Source organism: Streptomyces sp. NPDC030798, assembly GCF_055572275.1.
Map to the genome: position 1 here is coordinate 164,016 of NZ_JBVIDR010000005.1, position 18,702 is coordinate 182,717.

Here is an 18,702-nt window from a genome sequence, read left to right on the forward strand (position 1 = left end):
AACAACCGTAGTGATTGACCGACCAACGGAGTCCCCGTGTCGTTGCCACCCCTGGTCGAGCCAGCTCCTGAGCTCACCGTAGACGAGGTCCGCCGGTACTCCCGCCACCTGATCATCCCCGACGTGGGGATGGACGGGCAGAAGCGGCTGAAGAACGCCAAGGTGCTCTGTGTGGGCGCCGGCGGCCTGGGCTCGCCGGCGCTGATGTACCTGGCCGCCGCGGGCGTGGGCACCCTCGGCATCGTGGAGTTCGACGAGGTCGACGAGTCGAACCTGCAGCGCCAGATCATCCACAGCCAGTCCGACATCGGCCGCTCCAAGGCCGAGTCCGCGCGCGACAGCGTCAAGGGCATCAACCCGTACGTGAACGTGATCCTTCACGAGGAGCGGCTCGAGGCCGACAACGTGATGGACATCTTCAGCCAGTACGACCTGATCGTCGACGGCACGGACAACTTCGCGACCCGCTACCTGGTCAACGACGCGTGCGTGCTGCTGGGCAAGCCGTACGTGTGGGGTTCGATCTACCGCTTCGACGGCCAGGCCTCCGTCTTCTGGTCCGAGCACGGTCCCTGCTACCGCTGCCTCTACCCGGAGCCCCCGCCCCCCGGCATGGTCCCCTCCTGCGCCGAGGGCGGCGTCCTGGGCGTGCTGTGCGCGTCCATCGGCTCCATCCAGGTCAACGAGGCCATCAAGCTCCTCGCGGGCATCGGCGAGCCGCTGGTCGGCCGCCTGATGATCTACGACGCCCTGGAGATGACCTACCGCCAGGTCAAGGTCCGCAAGGACCCGAACTGCGCGGTCTGCGGTGAGAACCCGACCGTCACCGAGCTCATCGACTACGAGGCCTTCTGCGGCGTCGTCTCCGAGGAGGCCCAGGCGGCGGCCGCCGACTCGACGATCACTCCCAAGCAGCTCAAGGAGTGGATCGACGACGGTGAGAACATCGAGATCATCGACGTCCGCGAGCCGAACGAGTACGAGATCGTCTCCATCCCGGGCGCCCGGCTGATCCCGAAGAACGAGTTCCTCATGGGCACCGCCCTGGAGGGCCTCCCGCAGGACAAGAAGATCGTCCTGCATTGCAAGACGGGTGTCCGCAGTGCGGAAGTCCTCGCCGTCCTGAAGTCCGCGGGCTTCGCCGACGCCGTCCACGTCGGCGGCGGAGTCATCGGCTGGGTCAACCAGATCGAACCCCACAAGCCGGTCTACTGACCGCGGCTCTCGCTGACCAGCGGGACTGACGAAGCCCACGGCTCTGAGCTGCTCAGATGCCGTGGGCTTCTGTCGTTGTCGGTCGGCGTCGGGCGCCCTCGGACGGCCCCAGGACGGCCCGGACTCAGCGCTGAACGGTCGGGTCTCCCACCTGCCCGCCCCTGCCCGGTGTGCCGTCGGATCTTGGGCTCCGCAGCATCCCCGGGACGCCATTCGAGTGATCCAACCCTGGTATTGTCACGCCATGGCGACACTGCCTTGGGAATGTGTGGTGCATGGGGTTCCCGCATCACTCCAAGCTAAGGGTTCGACCCGCACCCGCTGGAAGGCGGCTGTCTCGGCGGCTGCCGCCTCGCGCTGGCCTGCGGGGGAAGCACCGCTCGCAGTGCCCGTCCAGGTCACGATCACTTACTTCTACGAGGGAAGCGCCCTCGACGTCGACAACATGCTGAAACCGATTCAAGATGCGCTGATCGGTATCGTTCTGGACGACGACAAGCACGTGACCGACGTACGTGGAGGAAAACGAGACCTGGCGAACGCCTTCGTCGTCAAGGGTATGAGCCGAGTCATGGCAGACGGGTTCATCTCTAACGGTCCGTTCGTGCATATCAAGGTGGATCTCGCGCCCGACCACAAGGAGCTGCCATGAAAGACAGGCGCATGCTCGGTGTAGTGGAGGACGCGCGCCGAGAGAAAGAGCGAGAGCTTCGGCGAGAAGGGTTCGAGATTCTTCGGGAGGCGCAAGTCTCGAGTCTGCTGGGTGACAAGACGACGGTGCGCCCGGACCTGATCGCCCGGCGCGGAAATGATGTCGTCATCGTTGAGTTTGCGCGACGGCAGCCTAACTCTAACCTCTCCGAGAATGTGAAACGCTCACTGGCTGAGCTGTCGACCATCGCTGATTCCAGAAAGAACTGGAACTTCGAGATGGTGTGGATCGGTGAAGATGCCACCGTTCCAGAGGAACGTGCTGTCGATTCGTTCGCCCAGCGCGCCGTACTCGTCGCAAAGCATGATGAAGCGGCAGGTTTGCTGTTGGCGTACGCGGCGCTGGAAGGCGCCATCGCCCGCCTTGTGGACAGGACTCCTGAGCTGCGCGAACAGTCCAAGCGTCGCCCGCGCCCTGGACTGGCAGAGCTAGCGAGCCTCGGCCTGCTAAGTCCAGAGGATTTCAGTAGATTGAATGTGGCTCGGCAGGCGCGGAATTCTATCGCCCATGGAATTGATGCGCCGGTATCGCTTTCCATGGTGCAAGACGTTGCTTTCCTGGCCGAGCGTATCGCTGACGCGCGATATGTGTCCGTAGATGAAATGGTTGACTGGTTCTTCGACAACTATGAAGATCCTGCCAACGGAGTGCCGTACGACTCCGGTGAGGGTGGTTATCAGTATGTGCTTGGCGGGCCATATGAGGCTCGCGACGTACTTGTGAGTCAATTCCCTGACGCATCCGAAGACGACATCGATGAAGCTGTACTGCTGATTGAGTCGGACGGTCATGAATGGGTTAAGAAGGGCGACTATTAGTCGTCGAGTGAGGTCGGCGTAACGGGTTTGGGCTGGAGCTGATTTGGCGCGAGTGATCATGGCCCATTACGCTAGCCAGCGAATCGGGCAGGTTTGTGAGCCTGCCCGTTAGTGCCCGATTGTGGGCCATGATCTTCGAGGCTCGCGCCAAATTGGCTGCCTAAAGCCGTGGAGCCGACCGCCCCAGCCACAGAGGGTCTTTCCCCACGAGGTGCCCGCAGCCGCCGAGCGCGCCGCCGGGCGCGGCCAGCCGGGGCGAAGACAGGAGGCAGGCCGCGCCGCAGAGGCGGCGCGTGCCCGCGCCGTGCGCGGGCCTTGATGAAGTAGAGAAAGTCTTATCCCGCCGTCGGCTGGGGCCCACGTCGGTACTCGTCCCACAGGGCGAAGAACAGCTCGACCGCCGGTACGCCGGCCTCTTGGGCCTCCCGCTCGATCTCGACGGCCCACCCGAGGGCGCTGTGACGGCCGAGCCGTTGCCACAGCCACTCGGCGAACGGTCCTTGTGTGCCGGGGCTCCAGAAGGCGAAGTCTTCCTCGACGCCGTGTATGACCATCGCTGCTCGGTAGCCGACCAGCATGGAGTCCAGATGCTGGAGAGAGTCGCCTCGTAGCCACATGCCGGGTCGGAGGCGGATCTCTTCGAGGAAGTCATGGACGCTCGACAGTTCGGTGAGGTGTCTCGGCTGCCGAGGTCGATTGCTCGTGTCTGTCATCGGGCGAGAAGCTGCCTGCCGTCGTGGCTCCGTACATGTGGGCCATTGCCGTCCAGCGCGTCCAGGAGCCTGATCGCGTAGACCTCGGCCATGCGCTCGCTGACCTCGTCCGGGGTGAGCCACTCGACGGCCGTCGACTCGCTCGACGTGCGCTCGGCGCCGCCCGATGGCTTGCAACGGAAGACTAGGGCCACCACACCGCGGGTCGTGTTCTTGTAGACGCCGGTCAGCTCGTCCACCTCGACCTGGATGCCCGTCTCCTCCAGGACCTCGCGGACTACGCCGGCCTCCGGGGTCTCGTCGAGTTCGAGCACTCCGCCGGGCAGCTCCCATGTGCCGTTGTCGGCACGGCGAATCGCCAGAAGCCGCCCGTCATCACGCACCACCACTCCGGCTACGGACACGGAGTGCAGCGGCGCGGGCGTTGCTCCTTGTGATTCACTCATGTACAGGAGCATAGGAGGCAGAGAAGGACTATGGGAACCGCAGCAGGAGGTGAGCGGTCCGTACCTCGCTACGTGCAGATCGCTGACGAGATCGTGCAGCAGATCAGGGCTGGTGTCCTCAAGCCCGGCGACATGGTGCCAAGTGAATCCGAGCTGGTCGACCGCTACGGCGTGTCCGGCGGCACGATCCGCAAGGCCATGGTCGAGGTACGGGCGAGTGGGCTCGTCGAGACACGGCACGGCAAGGGCTCAATCGTGAAGGACCGGCCGCCGGTACGGCATCGCTCTTCCGACCGCTTCCGCCGCTCACACCGCCGCGGCGGCAAGGCTGCCTACCTCGCCGAGTCGGCTCAGTCCGGCGCCACTGCGAAGGTGAGCGTCCTGTACATCGGACCCATGGAGGCTCCAGAAGATGCAGCCCAGCGGCTCGGCGTCGACGCCGGCGCCCAGGTGCTCGCCCGCCGTCGTCTCTACTTCCGCAACGGCACCCCCGTAGAGACCGCCACCTCCTACCTCCCATGGGACGTGGTGAAGGAGATCCCGGAGCTGTTCGCCGAGAACCCCGGCGGCGGTGGCATCTACGCCCGACTCGAAGACCACGGGCACGAGTTCGCGGAGTTCGTCGAGACCTTGCAGGCGCGGCCGGCCTCCAAGGCGGAGGCGTCCGAACTCGCCCTCAGCCCCGGTGCCCCCGTGGTCCACCTAATCCGTGAGGCACGGACGACCGAGGGTCGCGTCGTCGAGGTCTGCGACACGCTCATGGCCGCTGACCAGTTCGTTTTCGAGTACCGCATCCCGGCTGCCGACTGACGCTCACTCAACTCCCCGCAGCCCGCCACGACTTCCGAGTCGCGGCGGGGTTGACTCATGTATAGGAGTGCTGCACTCTTCTTCATGTCACACATATACATGAGTGACGGAGTCCCACCTCTGTAGAGGAGTTCTTTGCCATGCGTCAGATCCCTGTCGACACCACCGCCGCCACCGTGATGGTCGCCAAGACCCCGCAGCCCAAGGTGAAGGACCGCCGCACCGGCGAGATCGCCCTGGACGCCGACACGGGAGCCAAGCTCATGACCGTCGACGTGATGTTCGCCGCCAACGAGGAGGTCGAGATCCTGTCCATCACCGTCCCCGAGACCGGCATCTCCGGGGACCTGGCTATGGGCACCCCGGTCGCCCTGACCGGGCTCATCGCCCGGCCCTGGGAGAACGAGTTCAACGGCCAGAAGCGGCACGGCATCGCCTTCCGCGCGGTCGCCGTGACCTCCCTCGCCGACATGGTCACGAAGGCGAAGGCAGCCTGACCATGACCGCTTTCACGGTCGCGCTCGCGCTGGTCGTCGCCGCTGCGGGGCTCCTGCGGTGGCGGCGCCCCGCCTGGTACTGGCTGACCTTCGGGGTCACCCTCGCCACGGTCCGCGTCCTGGTCCGGTACGCCTCGGTCATGGACGCCTGCGGACTGACCGTCCCTCCCTCGCGCTGGCGCCTCGCCCTCGCCCGGATGACCAACCGACCAGTCCCGGAGTCCCGCCCGCCGCGCATCCTGAGCCTGCGGCCCACCCGCACCGGCCTGGTCTTACGGCTCAAGCTGCGGCCCGGACAGGACGCCTTCGACTTCGCCGCCGCTTCCGACCGCCTCCGCCACTCCTTCTCGATGTACGGCGTCACCTCCCGTGAGCTGCGCTCGGGCCTGATCGAACTGCGGATGACCGGCTACGACGTACTCAAGCGGGTGCAGATGCCCGCCCGACTCGACACCCGTCCGATGCGGGTCCCGGTCGCCCTGCGCGAAGACGGCTCGGTCCACTACCGCGACTACCGCGCGATACCCCACGCCCTCACCCTCGGCGCCACCGAATCTGGCAAGTCCGTCTACCAGCGCAACCTCGTCGCCGGGCTCGCCCCGATGAACGTCGCCCTGGTCGGCATCGACTGCAAGCAGGGCGTCGAACTCTTCCCGCTCGCCCGCCGCTTCTCCGCCCTCGCCGACAACCCCGACACCGCCGCCGAACTCCTCGACGCACTCGTGACCCGCATGGAGGACGTCTACCAACTCATCCGCGCCGAACAGCGCATCACCGCCGACGTCCCCGACGCCGAGATCGCCGCCGACATCTGGGACCTGCCCGACCACCTCCGCCCGACCCCCATCGTCGTCCTGGTCGACGAAGTCGCCGAACTCGCCCTCTTCGCCACCAAGGAGGAAGAGAAGCGGCGCGACCGCATCATCACCGCCCTGGTCCGCCTCGCCCAGCTCGGCCGCGCCGCCGGCATCTACCTCGAAATCTGCGGACAGCGCTTCGGCTCCGAACTCGGCAAGGGCATCACCATGCTCCGCGCCCAGCTCACCGGCCGCACCGCCCACCGCGTCAACGACGAGACCAGCGCCAACATGGCCTTCGGGGACATCTCCCCGGACGCCGTCCTGGCCGCCATCCAGATCCCCGCCGAGATGCGCGGAATCGCCATCGCCGGTGACTCGACCGGCGGCTGGCACCGCATCCGCGCCCCGCACACCTCGCTCCGCCAGGCCGCCAACATCTGCAACCGGCACGCCGACCGCACCCCGGAACTGCCCGAACTGGCCGCGTTCCGCCCTGCGCTGACCGGCACCTCCGCAACCCCCGTGCCGCTGTCCAAGACAGCCCCCGTCACGGCCTGACCTCCCGCACCCTCTTCGGTCGGCGCGACCGCCCTTCGCGCCAAGTCCCTACCCCTGCCATGCCTGATGAAGGGAGAACGACCGCCATGTGCCCTGACTGCGAGGACTTCGCCCGCACCGTGCTCCTGCTCGGCCAACTCGCCCTGTACGCCGACATGAACGGTGCAGACCTCGACTTCGTCGAAGCCGTCAGCCCCTCGCTGGCCGCCTCGCTCCCCGAGCCGCCCGAGACCACCTCCGAGGGTTCCTGATGGCTACCCGTCCCGGTCTGCGCATCGACGCCGTCCTGGTCCAGGCCGTCATCGCCGGAGCCCTGTCCTTCGCCCACCTGCACGACTTGGCCGACGCTGCGGGACAGGACGGCTGGAAGGCCTGGGCCTACCCGGTCAGCGTCGACCTGCTCCTGGTCGCCGCCTGGCGACGGCTCCGCAGCGAGGGACCGTCCCGGCTCGCGTGGTCCTGGTTCCTCATCGCCCTGTTCGCCTCGCTCGGCGCCAACGTCGCCACCGCCGGATTCCTCAACCTGGCCGACCCGCCCGCCCTGCTCCGCCTCGGCATCGCCGGATGGCCCGCACTCGCCTTCCTCGGAGGCACCCTGCTCGCCCACTCCGCCAAGCACCACCACCAGACGCAGCTGGAACCGCCGGCACCCGAGCCCGAGCCCGCCACCGCACCCGAGCCGGACACGGTCCAGGAGCCCGCCCCAGAGCCTCCGGCCTCTGCAGCCGACGAGCCCCCGACTCCGCAAGCCGACGAGGTGCCGGCGCTTCCAACCCCGAGCCCCGCCCCCGCGGTTCCCCCCGTCCTCGTCGACCACGCCCGCAAGGTCGCCGACGAGTACCGCATCCGCACCGGCTCCCCGATCGACACCGACACCCTCCGCGCCCGCCTCGGCGTCCCACCCCACCTCGCTGACGCGATCGCCGCCCACCTCGCCTGACCAGAAAGGAGAACCAGCCATGCCCGCCCGCGACAACTTCCACTCCGTGATGCGCATCGGCCCGGTACAGATCGGCACCCACCGCGACCGCAACGGCCAGACCAAACACGCTGCCGTGTGCAGCTCCGACGGCTGCGGCTGGTCCGCCGACTACACCAGCCAGACCGCCGCCCAGCTCGCCGCCCGCACCCACCGCTGCCGCGTCCGCTAGGAGGCCACCGCCATGCAGGTCCCGCTCTGGTTCGCGCTCCTCGCCGTCGGCTACCTCGGCGTCAAGCTCATCCGCCCGCCCGCCTGGCTCATCGCCGTACTGCTCCTCGGCGGCTTCCTCCTCGCTGACAGCGTTCTCGCCCCCGCGATCAACAGCCTCATCAAGTGACCGAAGGGAGATCACCGATGCTCCGCCCGAAGATCCCCACCATGCCCACGCCGACCGGCATCGCCACCCCGCCCGCCGTCGTCGAGCCGAGCACCATCACCCCGAGCACCCCGACCCCGCCGGCCACCCCGACGCCCGCGACGCGGTTCCGGCCCACGGTCCAGCTCACCCCCGGCACCGCGCTCGCCCTCGTCGGCGGCGGTACCGCCGTGGTCCTGGTCGTTGGCGCCGTCCTCGTCTCGATGCTCCTGGCCGTCGCCATCACCGGCGCCTCACTCGCCATCTGCGCCCTGGTGATCCGCTCGCTCGTCCACGCAGACGCCAAGCGCCGCTGACCGGCCCCGGGGCGGTCGTCAACCGCCAAGAAGCCGCCGCCCCGGGAGCCGTGCCCCTGTCCGATCTCGCAACCGGAAGGAATCCCAGCATGACTCACCGCACCACACCGCCGCCCCGCATCTGCCCCGACTGCGACGGCTTCGCCTCTGCCGCCGTCACCCTCGGCGGCCGCGACCGGCACGGTCACCTCCGCACCATCACGGCCCACTGCCCGGCCTGCAAGGGCCTCGGCATCCTCCCCGCCCGCCGGACCCAGGAGGGCGCCCGTGCCTGACACGCTGCTCGACCCGACCACCCTCGGCGATCTGCTGAGGGTGGCTTCGGCCCCCGACTACACCCGCTGGGAAGACCAGATCCGCCGCACCGGCGGCTGCTCAGACCCCATCCACCTGACCGGCTGGGTCCTCCACAAGGACAAGACCACCGGCGAGACCCTGCACCACTACTCCACCGAAAACGAGCCGGGCGGACGCCTCCGCCTCGCCTGCGGCAACCGCCGCGCTTCCCGCTGCCCCGCCTGCGCCTGGACATACGCGGGCGACACCTACCACCTCATCCGCGCCGGCCTCGCTGGAGACGACCGCCGCGACGTCCCCACGACCGTCCGCGACCATCCCCGCGTCTTCGCCACCCTCACCGCCCCGTCCTTCGGCCCCGTCCACAACCGCCCCGACCGAGGAACCTGCCACTGCGGCACCCGCCACACCACCGACGACCCCGCCCTCGGCACCGCGCTCAATCCGGAAACGTACGACTACGCGGGCGCGGTCCTGTTCAACAACCACGCCGGACAGCTCTGGCAGCGCTTCACCACCCGCCTCCGCCGCGAGATCGCCGCCCGCGCCGGTCTCACCCGCAGCGAACTCCCAGACCACTGCCGCGTCTCCTACGGCAAGGTCGCCGAATTCCAGAAGCGCGGAGCCCTGCACTTCCACGCGGTCATACGCCTCGACGGCCCCGACGGCCCGGACACCCCGCCGTCCGCCTGGGCCACCGTCGACCTCCTCGCCGACGCGATCCGTGCAGCTGCGGCCCACTCCTACACGTCGGTCTCTGTCCCGGCCGCCGCAGACCAACCCGCACGGACCTTCCGCTGGGGCACCCAGCTCGACGTACGCCCCGTAAAGGCCTTCGGTGACGGCTCCGACATCACCGAACAAGCCGTCGCCTCCTACGTCGCCAAGTACGCCACCAAGGCCGCCGAGAACACCGGCACCCTCGACCGCCGCATCGGCGAACTCGCCGAACTCGACCGCCACCAGATCCCCGACCACACCCGCCGCCTCATCACGGCGTGCAAGGAACTCGACCCGCTCTACCCGGACCGGCGCCTGTGGGCCTGGGCTCACATGCTCGGCTTCCGCGGCCACTTCTCCTCCAAGTCCCGCCGCTACTCCACCACCCTCGGCGCCCTCCGCCAGGAACGCGCCGACTACCGCGCCGCCCAGGAACGGGAAGCCCTCGGCCTGGACGACACCGAGCCGGACACCGTCCTGGTCCTGGCCGACTGGCAGTACGCCGGCCACGGCCACACTCCAGGCGAGTCGGCCCTCGCCGCCACCATCGCGCGCGATCTCCAGCTCAACCGTGAGACCGCCCGCGAAGCCCTACACGACCTGCTCACCGACGAAAGGGAGTGCTGACCATGGCCTCAGAGCTGCCGAACCGGTTCCTGACCCCTGAGGACCTGGTCGAGATGTTCGAGCTGCCCAGTGTCGAGACGGTCTACCAGTGGCGCCGCAAGCACACCGGTCCCCGCGGCTTCCGGGTCGGCCGGCACCTGCGCTTCGACCCCAACGATGTGCGGGCATGGGTCGACTCCCAGATGGGGGAGGCTGCCTGATGGCTGGGCACATCCAAGACCGCTGGTACAAGACCGAGCCTGGTCCCACGGGCAAGATCGTCAAGGTCAAGACCGAGCGATACGGCGTCGGCCTGCGCTATCGGGCCCGCTACATCGGCCCCGACGGCACGGAGAAGTCCAAGAGCTTCCCCGACCGTCAGAAGCGGCTCGCCGAGCAATGGCTCTCGCAGATCGAGGCGGACATGGCGCGCGGGCAGTACATCGACCCGCAGGCCGGACGCGTCACCGTTCGGCAGCATGCGGAACGTTGGTTGGCGTCGCTCACTATGGACCCCGGTACGTTCGTGGGCACTGAGCAGCGCATCCGCCTGCACGTCCTGCCCTATCTGGGCAGCCGCACGCTGGGTTCGCTCCGGCCGACGCACATCCGCGAGTGGCTGCGGAAGCTGCATGACGGGGGAGTGGCGCCCGCCTATCAGCGGGTGATCTTCGCCAACCTCTCCACCATGCTGACAGCGGCCGTCGACGACCGCCTGATCCCCGAGAACCCCTGCCGGTCCTCGTCTGTCCGCGCGCCGAAGCTCGACCCTCGTCGGATTGTTCCCTGGCCGCGCAAACGTGTTCTCGCGGTTCGTTCAGCGCTGTCCGAGCAGTACCGGCCCATGGTGCACCTGGCCGGTGGATGTGGCCTGCGTCAGGGTGAGGTGCTGGGTCTGGCGGTGGAAGACGTGGACTTCATCGAGGGCGTGATTCACGTCGTGCGGCAGGTCAAGCTCATCCGCAACCGGCCGGTGTTCGCGCCGCCCAAGGGAGCCAAGGAGCGGACAGTCCCGCTGCCCGAGAGCGTCGCCCGGTCAATCGAAGAGCACATCAGCAGGCACCCGCCGGCCTCCGTGACGCTGCCCTGGCGCGCTGTCGACGGGCCGCCGGTGACCGCGTCTTTGATCTTCCACCGAGACCGGGGTCGCCCCATCAACCGCAACGACTTCAACCGCGGGGCCTGGCGCCCAGCGCTCGAAGCAGCGAGCGTCCCTCTCGGCCGGGCGAGCGGAATGCACGCCCTGAGGCACTTCTACGCCTCCGTCCTCCTCGACGCGGGCGAGAGCATCAAGGCCCTGTCCGAGTACCTGGGCCACCACGATCCCGGGTTCACGCTCCGGACGTACACGCACCTGATGCCCAGCAGTGAGAAGCGGACCCGAGAGGCAGTGAACCGAGTCTTCGGGGACGGCCCGGACACCGATGACGGCCCCACGACGGCCCAGGGGGAGGAATGACTCAGGAAACCAGCAGGTCACCGGTCACATCGTCTGACTTGCCGGTCTACTGATCCCGGCTCTCGCTGACCAGCGAGGCTGACGAAGCCCACGGCTCTGAGCTGCTCAGATGCCGTGGGCTTCTGTCGTTGTCGGTCGGCGTCGGCTGACCTCGGACGGCCAGAGACGGCCTGAGCTCCACCGTCGGCTATCGCCAGCTTTCTGCTTGCGCCGTGGACGTCCAGGGCGGTAAATGCCACAGTCGTCACGTGGACTGGTTGTCTCCGGCCTCGGCGTTGTTAGGGGCCGTCATCGGCGCAGGTGGCACACTCCTGGCGCAACGTGGGCAATGGCAGCAGCAGTTGGCAGCGCAAGATCGGAATGTTCGCCGTCAGTTGTACGGCGAGTACTTGTCAACACTTCACGGAGCCGGTGAGCGCCTACACCAGCTTGCTGCGCGGGTGAAGAGGCCAGGGCAAGACGGTCTCCTGGAAGCGGCCCACGATGCCTTTGGGGCCGACGCGCTGTACTCCTTGAGGGCTCAGCTCGTGATCAGCGCTCCGGCACCTGTGGCGGAGCAGGTGCGGGCATCAATGATTGCCATGCGTGACTTACGTGACTGCGTCGGGCGCGGGGACCTCATCGACACCGACACATACGCAATGGCGGAGCGGGTGGTAAGGGACAGCCAGCAGCACCTGCGAGATGTGATGCGCGCAGACTTGGCCGGCCGACGTCAGTCCCCCTAGCCCCTAGCCCCTGGCCCTGCTGGCGATGCCTGCTTCAGGAGTTCGATCCGAGCCCGATGCGGCTGCTGTCGTCGACTGGTACGGCGGCCGGACAGAGGTGCTGGTGTGCGCCCTCGTCCGGCGTCGTTGATGTCAGCCGCGGATGTCAGAAGCCTTCTGATCCGTAGCTCTGTGCGCAGTGGTCAGTGACAGTCATACCGGTCGCGCTGTGGTCCTGAAAGGACGCTGCCGGTCGTGGTCGGTTGCTGCGTCAGTCGGAATCAGCGAGCCAGGATCGTGCGTGCTCAAGTGCAGCTGCGGTGAGGGCGGGAGACAGCTCTGCGGACGCCCAGACCTCCAGTTGGTCATCGGGTGCTTCGAACGGGCGCGACACAGCAATCGCTAGATCGCCACCCAGCTCCGCATACTCCACGGTCCAGCAGTCATGGATGATGTTGGTGAATCGAGTTACAGCAAAGCGTCTTCCGGCGAGTGTCACGTCACTCATGGCCGTTCATCTCCCCCAGCAACGGTCAGTTCTCCTGGCAGTGACAGGCCGGCCTCTGGTCCCCGGATACGTCGCGGATCTGCTGGAGGGTCCACCCTGGAGGTAGCTGTGTGTCCTGCCATCCACAGATGCTCTCACCCGCCAGGTGTGGACCACCGCTTCAGGAGAGGGGGGCCAAGCCTTGGCCGGACCTGAGGATTCCCCGCCTCAGGTGGCGCGGCTGGCACGTCCTCCTGCGCACCGCGATTCCCCCTGGGTCCCCGCTCGTTCTGGCACGAAAGTGGCACGCCAGGGCACGAACGAGGAGCTAGGCTCCGCCTTCGGCCGGAGTGAAGAGGAGTCAGTGACGGCATGTGGGACGGGCCTTTTTACCGTGTGCAGCGGGACGGGTACGAGATCTGTTTCGTGCCCGATGCGGGCGAAGTGCTCGAGGACGTCTGCAACGTCGACATGTGGGTGATCTTCGCGGATGGCCTCCGGTGGTCAGGGACCATCTTCACGCTCGCTGAGGTCCAAAGGCTCATGGATCGCTGGGCGACGACGGGTGAGGAGCTGGGAGGAAGCTTTTTCACCTGCTGGGACGGCCTCATCGTCCGTGACGCCGGCATCTCGGCCATGGTGAGAGTTGTGGATCACCTGGTGCAAGCAGGTGAGTATGAAACCGTGTTCCGCTCTGTAGGCCGCGTGGACTCTGACGCGGACTGATCGCCTCTAAGCGAACTACGGGCGCGGCGGTCGCTGAGGCTTGCCGGGCTGACCAGCCAGCCGCGGACGTGCAGTGATGGTCGGCTGCGGTCGTACCGGTTGCTCTACTTCGCTGCTGCACAGCTGGACCCTGCTTTCGAACGAGTCACCGCCTGGAGAGAATCAGAGCATGGGTAAGCCAGACTTGAACGACCGGCTCCGCCCGCTGTGGGAGGAGCACCGGTGCGCGCCGTTCCCCGGCCGCTTCCGCGGTGTGGACATCGCAGGCGTGGAACTGGTCCTGCTTGATTCAAGCGTTGCGGGTCTGGTCATGGGAGAGCTGAGCAGCGGGCTTGATCATGGCGAAGTCGCCATCCTCTGGGCGTGCATCACGGACCTCGACAAGGTCTTGCCCCTGATCGATGACGAGTACTGCAGGGACTACTACGCACGACTGCGGGTGCTGGCCGAGCTCGTCGCGCCGAGGTACATACCCAGCGCAATCTGAGGTCTCCATCCGCGCCGACGTGCGCGTGTGCCTCGCTGCACCCCCACCGGCCTCAGCCACGCTGCCGTCGGCCCGAGCAAGCTGCGACCGCCGCCCCGTGCTGACGGCTTCAGAGGTCTCAGTTCGGTAGGTCGCGGATTCGGCCGTGGGTGATCTTTACGGTTGTGGAGCCGCCTTCCTGCGCCGCGCGAGCCGACGCCGGGCTACCCAGAGGCTGCTCAAGATCAGTGCTGCTGCTCCCGCAATGACCCAGCCCACGGATCCTCCGTGGCGGTAGGTTCGGAGTCCGAGCGTCAGCAACATCGCGCCTGCCGCCGGGCCCATCACGTCGTGGAGGAGGTCACTCCATCTCGTGACCTTTGAAAGGTTGTCCACGCTTGATCGTGACAGGTGACCGCGGTCGCCGCTAGGGCGAGTTCCCCGCTGGAACCTGTGCCTTGGACGCGTGGTCGGCCTAGCGGCTTTGGTCGCAACTTTTAGTGACCGAGTCAAGCCGTCTGCGTGATGGGCGGGGTGGGGGTGAAGGCCCGGTCGTCGCGCAGGAGGGCTCGAAACACACTGGTGCGGCGTCGTGCGAGGGCGATGACGGCCTGGACGTGCTTGCAGCCCTCGCCCCGTTTCTTGAGGTAATGCTCCCGGTGGGGGCCGTCGCGGATGATGCTGGGCTGCGCGGAGAGGTAGAAGACTCTGCGCAGGCGGCGGCTGTAGCGCTTGGGCGGTGCAGGTTGCCGGTGCGGCGGCCGGAATCGCGTGGGACGGGGATCAGTCCGGCGGCTGAGGCGAGGTGGCCGGCGTCGGTATAGGCGGTCATGTCGCCCGCGGCGACGACGAACTCGGCTCCGAGAATGGGCCCATGCCGGGCAGTGACTCGATGATCTCGGCCTGTGGGTGGGTGCGGAAGGCGTCGCGGATCTGCCTGTCGATGCGCTTGAGCCGGTCGTCCAGGGCCAGGATTTGAGTAGCCAGGTCGGCGACGATCTGTGCGGCGGTGTCCTCGCCGGGCAGTGCGGTCTGCTGGGCCTGGGCTGCTTCCACGGCCGTGGCGGCCACGTTGTCCGCGTCGCGGACACCTCGATCGACCAGCCAAGAGGTCAGGCGGGCGAGGCCGCGTCGGCGCAGGGCGGCCGGGGTCTGGTAGCCGGTCAGCAGCACCAGTGCGCCCTTGCGGGCCGAGTAGTCGAAGGCTCGCTCCAGGGCGGGGAACATGCCGGTGAGCACGTCGCGGAGCCGGTTGACCGTCCGCACTCGGTCGGTGACCAGGTCGGTGCGGTGGGCGGTCAGGAGCGCGAGGTCGGCGGCCAGCCGTGCGGGGACGTCGAGGGTGGCGAAGTCCCGGCGGTGGCGGGCGGTTTCGGCGATGACGTAGGCGTCGCGGGCATCCGTCTTGGCCTCGCCCCGGTAGGCGCCGGCCATGCGGTTGACCGTCCGCCCGGGCACGTAGACAGGCTGCTGCCCGTGGGCTGCCAGCAGCGCCAGTAGCAGTAGTGACGCGTTCCGCGTATTTCAATCAGCGACCAGGGCACCCTGGAGGGCTGGACGGCCACTCCAGCCGAGCCACGGTCGGCAAGCTGCTTTGAAGCCACATCCGGCCTTCCCGGGCCACCGAACAACTTACGGAGCTGCTTTGGCGCGAGTGATCATGGCCTCACGGTTCCGACCTGTCGGAGCCGTGGGCTTCTGTCGTTTCGGCGGCCGCCCGGGGGCGATGTGTCGAGGTTCGGCGTCATGGGCAGGTTGTGCCGTCCTTGGGTACCGTTCCGTTCAGCAGGTAGGCGTTGACCGCGGAGTCGACGCAGTCGCTGCCGTTGCCGTACGCGCCGTGCCCCTCGCCCTTCCAGGTGAGTTCGATACCGACCCCCTTGCCCAGTTCGTCGGCCATCCTGCGGGCGCCCTCGTACGGGGTCGCCGGGTCGCCGGTGTTGCCGACCAGCAGGATCGGGGCCGCGCCCGGCGCGCTCACGTCCGGGGTGTCGTACTGTCCGGGCACCGGCCAGTCGTGGCACCAGCCGGCCGTGTCCCAGCCGAGGAAGTCCCCGAAGACCGGGGATATGCGCTCGAACTCCGGCAGCCGCTTCTTCGTCTCGGCGAGCGTGGGCCGCTGCCTGTCGTCCAGGCACGATATGACCCGTTGGGCGTGGCTCGTCGTGCCGTAGTGGCCCGAGGCGTCCCGTTCGTCGTAGTCGTCCGCCAGCGCCAGCAGCTGTGAACCGTCACCCCGCTCGGCCGAGTCGAGCGCGCTGGTCAGCTTGGGCCAGCTGGACTCGCTGTACAGCGGCAGAACGATGCCGGTGACCGCGAGGGTCTGGGTCAGCTTCCGCCCGGACGAGGTCGGCAGCGGCCGGGCGTCGAGGCGCCCCAGCAGGTCGGCGATCTTCCGCGACCCCTGCTTCGGATCCTGGCCGGTGGATTTCAGGTAGTCGTCCAGCGCCCGCTGGAAGCCGCGGGCCTGGTTCTTCGCATGGCCCACCGTGTCGGCGGTCGGGTCGACCACCGCGTCGAGGATCAGCCGGCCGACGCGCTTCGGGAACAAGTGGGCGTACACCCCGCCCAGTTCGGTGCCGTAGGAAATGCCGAAGTAGTGCAGCTTGGCGTCGCCGAGCACCTGGCGCATCAGGTCCATGTCGCGTGCCGTGTCGGTCGTGGAGACGTGCGCCAGCAGCCGCCCGGCGGCCTGCCGGCAGCCCTGGCCGAAGTCGGCGGCGTCCCGCAGGTAGGCCTGCTCCTCGGCCGGGGTGTCCGGGGTGGCGTCCACATCCTCGGCGGCCTGGATGTCCCGGTCGCTGCGGCAGCGGACGCCCTCGCCGGCGCCGACTCCGCGCGGGTCCCAGCTGACCAGGTCGTAGTGCTCGCGGAGGGTGGAGACGGTGGCTCCGTAGTACGGCATCGTCGACACGCCCGAGCCGCCGGGGCCGCCGAAGTTGAACAGCAGCGAGCCGATCCGGTGGCTGCCCGTCGCCCGGGCGCGGATGAGGGCGAGCCGGATCGTCGTGCCCTCCGGCTGCGACCAGTCCAGAGGGACCTTGAGCGTGGCGCACCGCCAGTCGTCGCTCGGCGCGGTGGAGTCGCCGGTGGCCTTGCAGCGCTGCCAGTCCAGCTGCTGCCCGGTGAGCGAGGCGGGCAGGGCGGCCGGTGTCGGTGACGCCGGCGCCGAGCCGGTCTGCTCGGCCGGGGGCGTCCCCTTGCCCTCGGCATGGTCTCCGTCCGACGAGCCTGCGCCGCATCCGGCCACCAGCACAGCAGCGGCCGCGGCGGCCGTCCACCGCAGGAATCGAAGCATGCGTCCCCCCTCGCAGGCCCTCCGCGTCGTGGCCGCGGCGGGTGTTCAACGCCATGGTAGGCGGAGTGGGGGCCGCCCGTACCGGCCTGTGGATAACCCTCTGACCTGGTGGTTTTCCGGGGTCGGGGTGGTTTCAGGAGCAGACCGTGCCGGCCTTCGGCACCTTTCCGTCCAGCAGGTAGCTGTTCACCGTGCTCTGCACGCACTTGTTCTTGCTGTCGTACGCGCCGTGCCCCTGGCCCCGGTACGTCAGCTCCACGGCGACCCCCTTGCCGAGTGCGTCCACCATCTTCCTCGCGCCCTCGTACGGTGTGGCCGGGTCGCCGGTGTTGCCGACGACCAGGATGGGTGCCGCGCCCGGCGCGCTGACGTCGGGGTGGTCGGCGGCACCCGGCACGGCCCAGTCGGTGCAGCTGACCATGCCCCAGGCCAGGTAGTCGCCGAACAGCGGGGAGGCGGAACGGAACTCGGGCAGCCTCTGCTGGACGTCCGCCGTGGTGTACCGGGGTTTCTCGTCGGAGCAGTTGATGGCGATGTTCGCCGCGGTGATGTTGCTGTACTCACCGTTCTCGCTGCGGCCGTTCATCGAGTCGGAAAGCAGCATCAGAACCTTGCCGTCCCCGTCGTACGCCTCCTGCAGGCCCTCGGTGAGGTATCCCCAGAAGTCCTTGGAGTACAGGGACTGCGCGATGCCGTTGGTCGCCGCGGTCTGGGTCAGCTGTCGCGGGAAGATGCCCGGGATCGGTTTCCTCTCCAGGTTCTTCAGCAGGGTGGCGATGCGGTTCTTGACGTCCTGCGGGGTGTCGCCGATCGGGCAGTCGGTCGTCTTCGAGGTGCAGTCCTGGGCGAAGTTGTCGAGCGCGAGCTGGAAGCCCTTCGCCTGCCCGAGGGCGCTCTGCTCCGGGTCCTGGGTGGGATCGACGACCCCGTCGAACACGGCCCGGCCGACGTTCTTCGGGAACAGGTGGGCGTAGACGCCGCCGAGTTCGGTGCCGTAGGAGATGCCGAAGTAGTGCAGCTTGGCGTCGCCGAGGACCTGGCGCATCAGGTCCATGTCGCGGGCCGCGTCGGTGGTGCGCACATACGGCAGGACCTTCTTGGAGTGCTTCTCGCAGGCCGAGTTGAACTGCTTGGTGCGGTCCAGCAGCTGCGTGCGCTCGGCGCCGTTGTCCGGGGTGGCGTCCTGCTGGAAGTACACGTCGAGCTGGGCGTCGCTCTCGCAGGTCACCGGCGCGCTGCGGCCGACCCCGCGCGGATCGAAGCTGACCAGGTCGTAGCGGGTGCGCAGGGCGGTGTAGTCCTCGCCGAACGCGGGCAGCGTGGTGACGCCGCTGCCGCCGGGCCCGCCGAAGTTGAACACCAGCGAACCGATCCGCCTGCTCGGGTCACCGCTGGCCCTGGCGCGGATCAGGGCGATGCCGATGGTGTCGCCCTTCGGCTTGCTCCAGTCCAGGGGCGCCTTCATGGTGGCGCACTGCCAGGTGCCGCCGCCCGGCAGCGGGGAGGGGGAGCTGCCGCCGCCCTCCGCCTGGGACGGGACCGGACAGTCCTTCCAGTCCAGCTTCTGCGTCCTGAGGTCCCCGTCCTGGGTGGCTCCGCCACCGCATCCGGCCAGCAGGGCGGCCAGCAGCGCGGCGCTGGTGGTCAGTGCGGCGGCACGCAGCCGGAACGGGATCGCCATGCTCCCATCGTGCGGGCGCGCACGGCAGGGCG

At 68.2% G+C, this 18,702-nt stretch carries 22 protein-coding genes and 1 pseudogene; 17 read left to right on the top strand and 6 right to left on the bottom strand.

The genetic code is table 11. The features are described from left to right. The first annotated feature begins 36 nt into the window (after positions 1-36). From moeZ to ACZ404_RS13740, 3 genes are all read left to right on the top strand, one after another. Positions 37-1,215: an adenylyltransferase/sulfurtransferase MoeZ gene (gene moeZ / locus ACZ404_RS13730; RefSeq protein WP_468439291.1), complete on the top strand. Its 1,179-nt coding sequence runs from the start codon at positions 37-39 to the stop codon at positions 1,213-1,215. Positions 1,216-1,459: 244 nt separating this feature from the next. Further along, a complete protein-coding gene (locus tag ACZ404_RS13735) occupies positions 1,460-1,867 on the top strand; it encodes a RusA family crossover junction endodeoxyribonuclease (RefSeq protein WP_468439293.1) in 408 nt (135 codons plus the stop codon). Next, complete coding sequence (locus ACZ404_RS13740; RefSeq protein ID WP_468439295.1) at positions 1,864-2,745, top strand: hypothetical protein; 882 nt, start codon at positions 1,864-1,866, stop codon at positions 2,743-2,745. Before ACZ404_RS13735 ends, ACZ404_RS13740 begins: the two co-directional genes overlap by 4 nt. A gap of 335 nt (positions 2,746-3,080) precedes the next feature. Here the strand turns inward: ACZ404_RS13740 and ACZ404_RS13745 are convergent, their stop codons facing one another. Beyond that, positions 3,081-3,458 (bottom strand): hypothetical protein, encoded by a 378-nt coding sequence (locus ACZ404_RS13745; protein WP_468439297.1) that lies wholly within the window; start codon positions 3,456-3,458, stop codon positions 3,081-3,083. Continuing rightward, positions 3,455-3,916 (bottom strand): NUDIX hydrolase, encoded by a 462-nt coding sequence (locus tag ACZ404_RS13750; RefSeq protein WP_468439299.1) that lies wholly within the window; start codon positions 3,914-3,916, stop codon positions 3,455-3,457. Before ACZ404_RS13750 ends, ACZ404_RS13745 begins: the two co-directional genes overlap by 4 nt. An 18-nt stretch (positions 3,917-3,934) precedes the next feature. On the opposite strand from ACZ404_RS13750, the gene ACZ404_RS13755 reads away from it, so the two are divergent. The 12 genes from ACZ404_RS13755 to ACZ404_RS13810 all read left to right on the top strand — a co-directional run bounded on the left by ACZ404_RS13755 (position 3,935) and on the right by ACZ404_RS13810 (position 11,305). Beyond that, positions 3,935-4,714, top strand: a complete 780-nt coding sequence (locus ACZ404_RS13755; protein WP_191875697.1) for a GntR family transcriptional regulator — start codon at positions 3,935-3,937, stop codon at positions 4,712-4,714. Positions 4,715-4,854: 140 nt separating this feature from the next. Next, positions 4,855-5,211, top strand: a complete 357-nt coding sequence (locus tag ACZ404_RS13760) for an SCO3933 family regulatory protein (protein ID WP_468439302.1) — start codon at positions 4,855-4,857, stop codon at positions 5,209-5,211. Between the two features lie 2 nt (positions 5,212-5,213). After that, the gene (locus ACZ404_RS13765) at positions 5,214-6,569 is read left to right on the top strand and encodes an FtsK/SpoIIIE domain-containing protein (protein ID WP_468439304.1); all 1,356 of its coding nucleotides are present in this window, start codon (positions 5,214-5,216) and stop codon (positions 6,567-6,569) included. A gap of 86 nt (positions 6,570-6,655) precedes the next feature. Continuing rightward, on the top strand, positions 6,656-6,820 hold the full coding sequence (locus ACZ404_RS13770) for a hypothetical protein (RefSeq protein ID WP_466490077.1): 165 nt from the start codon (positions 6,656-6,658) through the stop codon (positions 6,818-6,820). Further along, positions 6,820-7,509, top strand: coding sequence for a DUF2637 domain-containing protein (locus ACZ404_RS13775; RefSeq protein WP_468439306.1), 690 nt, complete (start codon positions 6,820-6,822; stop codon positions 7,507-7,509). Before ACZ404_RS13770 ends, ACZ404_RS13775 begins: the two co-directional genes overlap by 1 nt. Before the next feature lie 19 nt (positions 7,510-7,528). Continuing rightward, positions 7,529-7,720 (top strand): mobile element transfer protein, encoded by a 192-nt coding sequence (locus ACZ404_RS13780; protein ID WP_031098944.1) that lies wholly within the window; start codon positions 7,529-7,531, stop codon positions 7,718-7,720. 12 nt (positions 7,721-7,732) lie between these two features. Then, complete coding sequence (locus ACZ404_RS13785; RefSeq protein ID WP_103784904.1) at positions 7,733-7,888, top strand: hypothetical protein; 156 nt, start codon at positions 7,733-7,735, stop codon at positions 7,886-7,888. A gap of 17 nt (positions 7,889-7,905) precedes the next feature. Beyond that, positions 7,906-8,223, top strand: coding sequence for a SpdD-like protein (locus tag ACZ404_RS13790; protein WP_468439309.1), 318 nt, complete (start codon positions 7,906-7,908; stop codon positions 8,221-8,223). A gap of 89 nt (positions 8,224-8,312) precedes the next feature. Further along, the gene (locus ACZ404_RS13795) at positions 8,313-8,498 is read left to right on the top strand and encodes a hypothetical protein (protein WP_468439311.1); all 186 of its coding nucleotides are present in this window, start codon (positions 8,313-8,315) and stop codon (positions 8,496-8,498) included. Next, positions 8,491-9,867, top strand: a complete 1,377-nt coding sequence (repSA, locus tag ACZ404_RS13800) for a replication initiator protein RepSA (RefSeq protein WP_468439312.1) — start codon at positions 8,491-8,493, stop codon at positions 9,865-9,867. The genes ACZ404_RS13795 and repSA overlap by 8 nt, the downstream gene beginning before the upstream one ends. Positions 9,868-9,869: 2 nt before the next feature. Then, complete coding sequence (locus ACZ404_RS13805; protein WP_468439314.1) at positions 9,870-10,067, top strand: helix-turn-helix transcriptional regulator; 198 nt, start codon at positions 9,870-9,872, stop codon at positions 10,065-10,067. Next, entirely contained in the window at positions 10,067-11,305 is a 1,239-nt protein-coding gene (locus tag ACZ404_RS13810; protein WP_468439316.1) for a tyrosine-type recombinase/integrase, read from the top strand. Before ACZ404_RS13805 ends, ACZ404_RS13810 begins: the two co-directional genes overlap by 1 nt. A gap of 978 nt (positions 11,306-12,283) precedes the next feature. Here ACZ404_RS13810 and ACZ404_RS13815 read toward each other — a convergent pair. Continuing rightward, a complete protein-coding gene (locus ACZ404_RS13815) occupies positions 12,284-12,520 on the bottom strand; it encodes a hypothetical protein (RefSeq protein ID WP_468439318.1) in 237 nt (78 codons plus the stop codon). Positions 12,521-12,871: 351 nt separating this feature from the next. Here ACZ404_RS13815 and ACZ404_RS13820 point away from each other — a divergent pair, with 351 nt between their 5' ends. Together ACZ404_RS13820 and ACZ404_RS13825 are read left to right on the top strand one after the other, a co-directional pair. Next, on the top strand, positions 12,872-13,225 hold the full coding sequence (locus ACZ404_RS13820; RefSeq protein ID WP_468439320.1) for a hypothetical protein: 354 nt from the start codon (positions 12,872-12,874) through the stop codon (positions 13,223-13,225). 169 nt (positions 13,226-13,394) lie between these two features. Then, the gene (locus tag ACZ404_RS13825) at positions 13,395-13,712 is read left to right on the top strand and encodes a hypothetical protein (RefSeq protein ID WP_468439322.1); all 318 of its coding nucleotides are present in this window, start codon (positions 13,395-13,397) and stop codon (positions 13,710-13,712) included. Between the two features lie 488 nt (positions 13,713-14,200). On the opposite strand, the pseudogene ACZ404_RS13830 reads toward ACZ404_RS13825, so the two are convergent. From ACZ404_RS13830 to ACZ404_RS13840, 3 genes and pseudogenes are all read right to left on the bottom strand, one after another. Next, positions 14,201-15,203 (bottom strand): annotated as a pseudogene (locus ACZ404_RS13830) (IS110 family RNA-guided transposase); the annotation flags it as partial. A gap of 232 nt (positions 15,204-15,435) precedes the next feature. Then, complete coding sequence (locus ACZ404_RS13835; protein ID WP_468439324.1) at positions 15,436-16,989, bottom strand: alpha/beta fold hydrolase; 1,554 nt, start codon at positions 16,987-16,989, stop codon at positions 15,436-15,438. A 133-nt stretch (positions 16,990-17,122) separates the two neighbouring features. Beyond that, on the bottom strand, positions 17,123-18,670 hold the full coding sequence (locus ACZ404_RS13840) for an alpha/beta hydrolase (protein WP_468439326.1): 1,548 nt from the start codon (positions 18,668-18,670) through the stop codon (positions 17,123-17,125). Positions 18,671-18,702 lie beyond the last annotated feature (32 nt).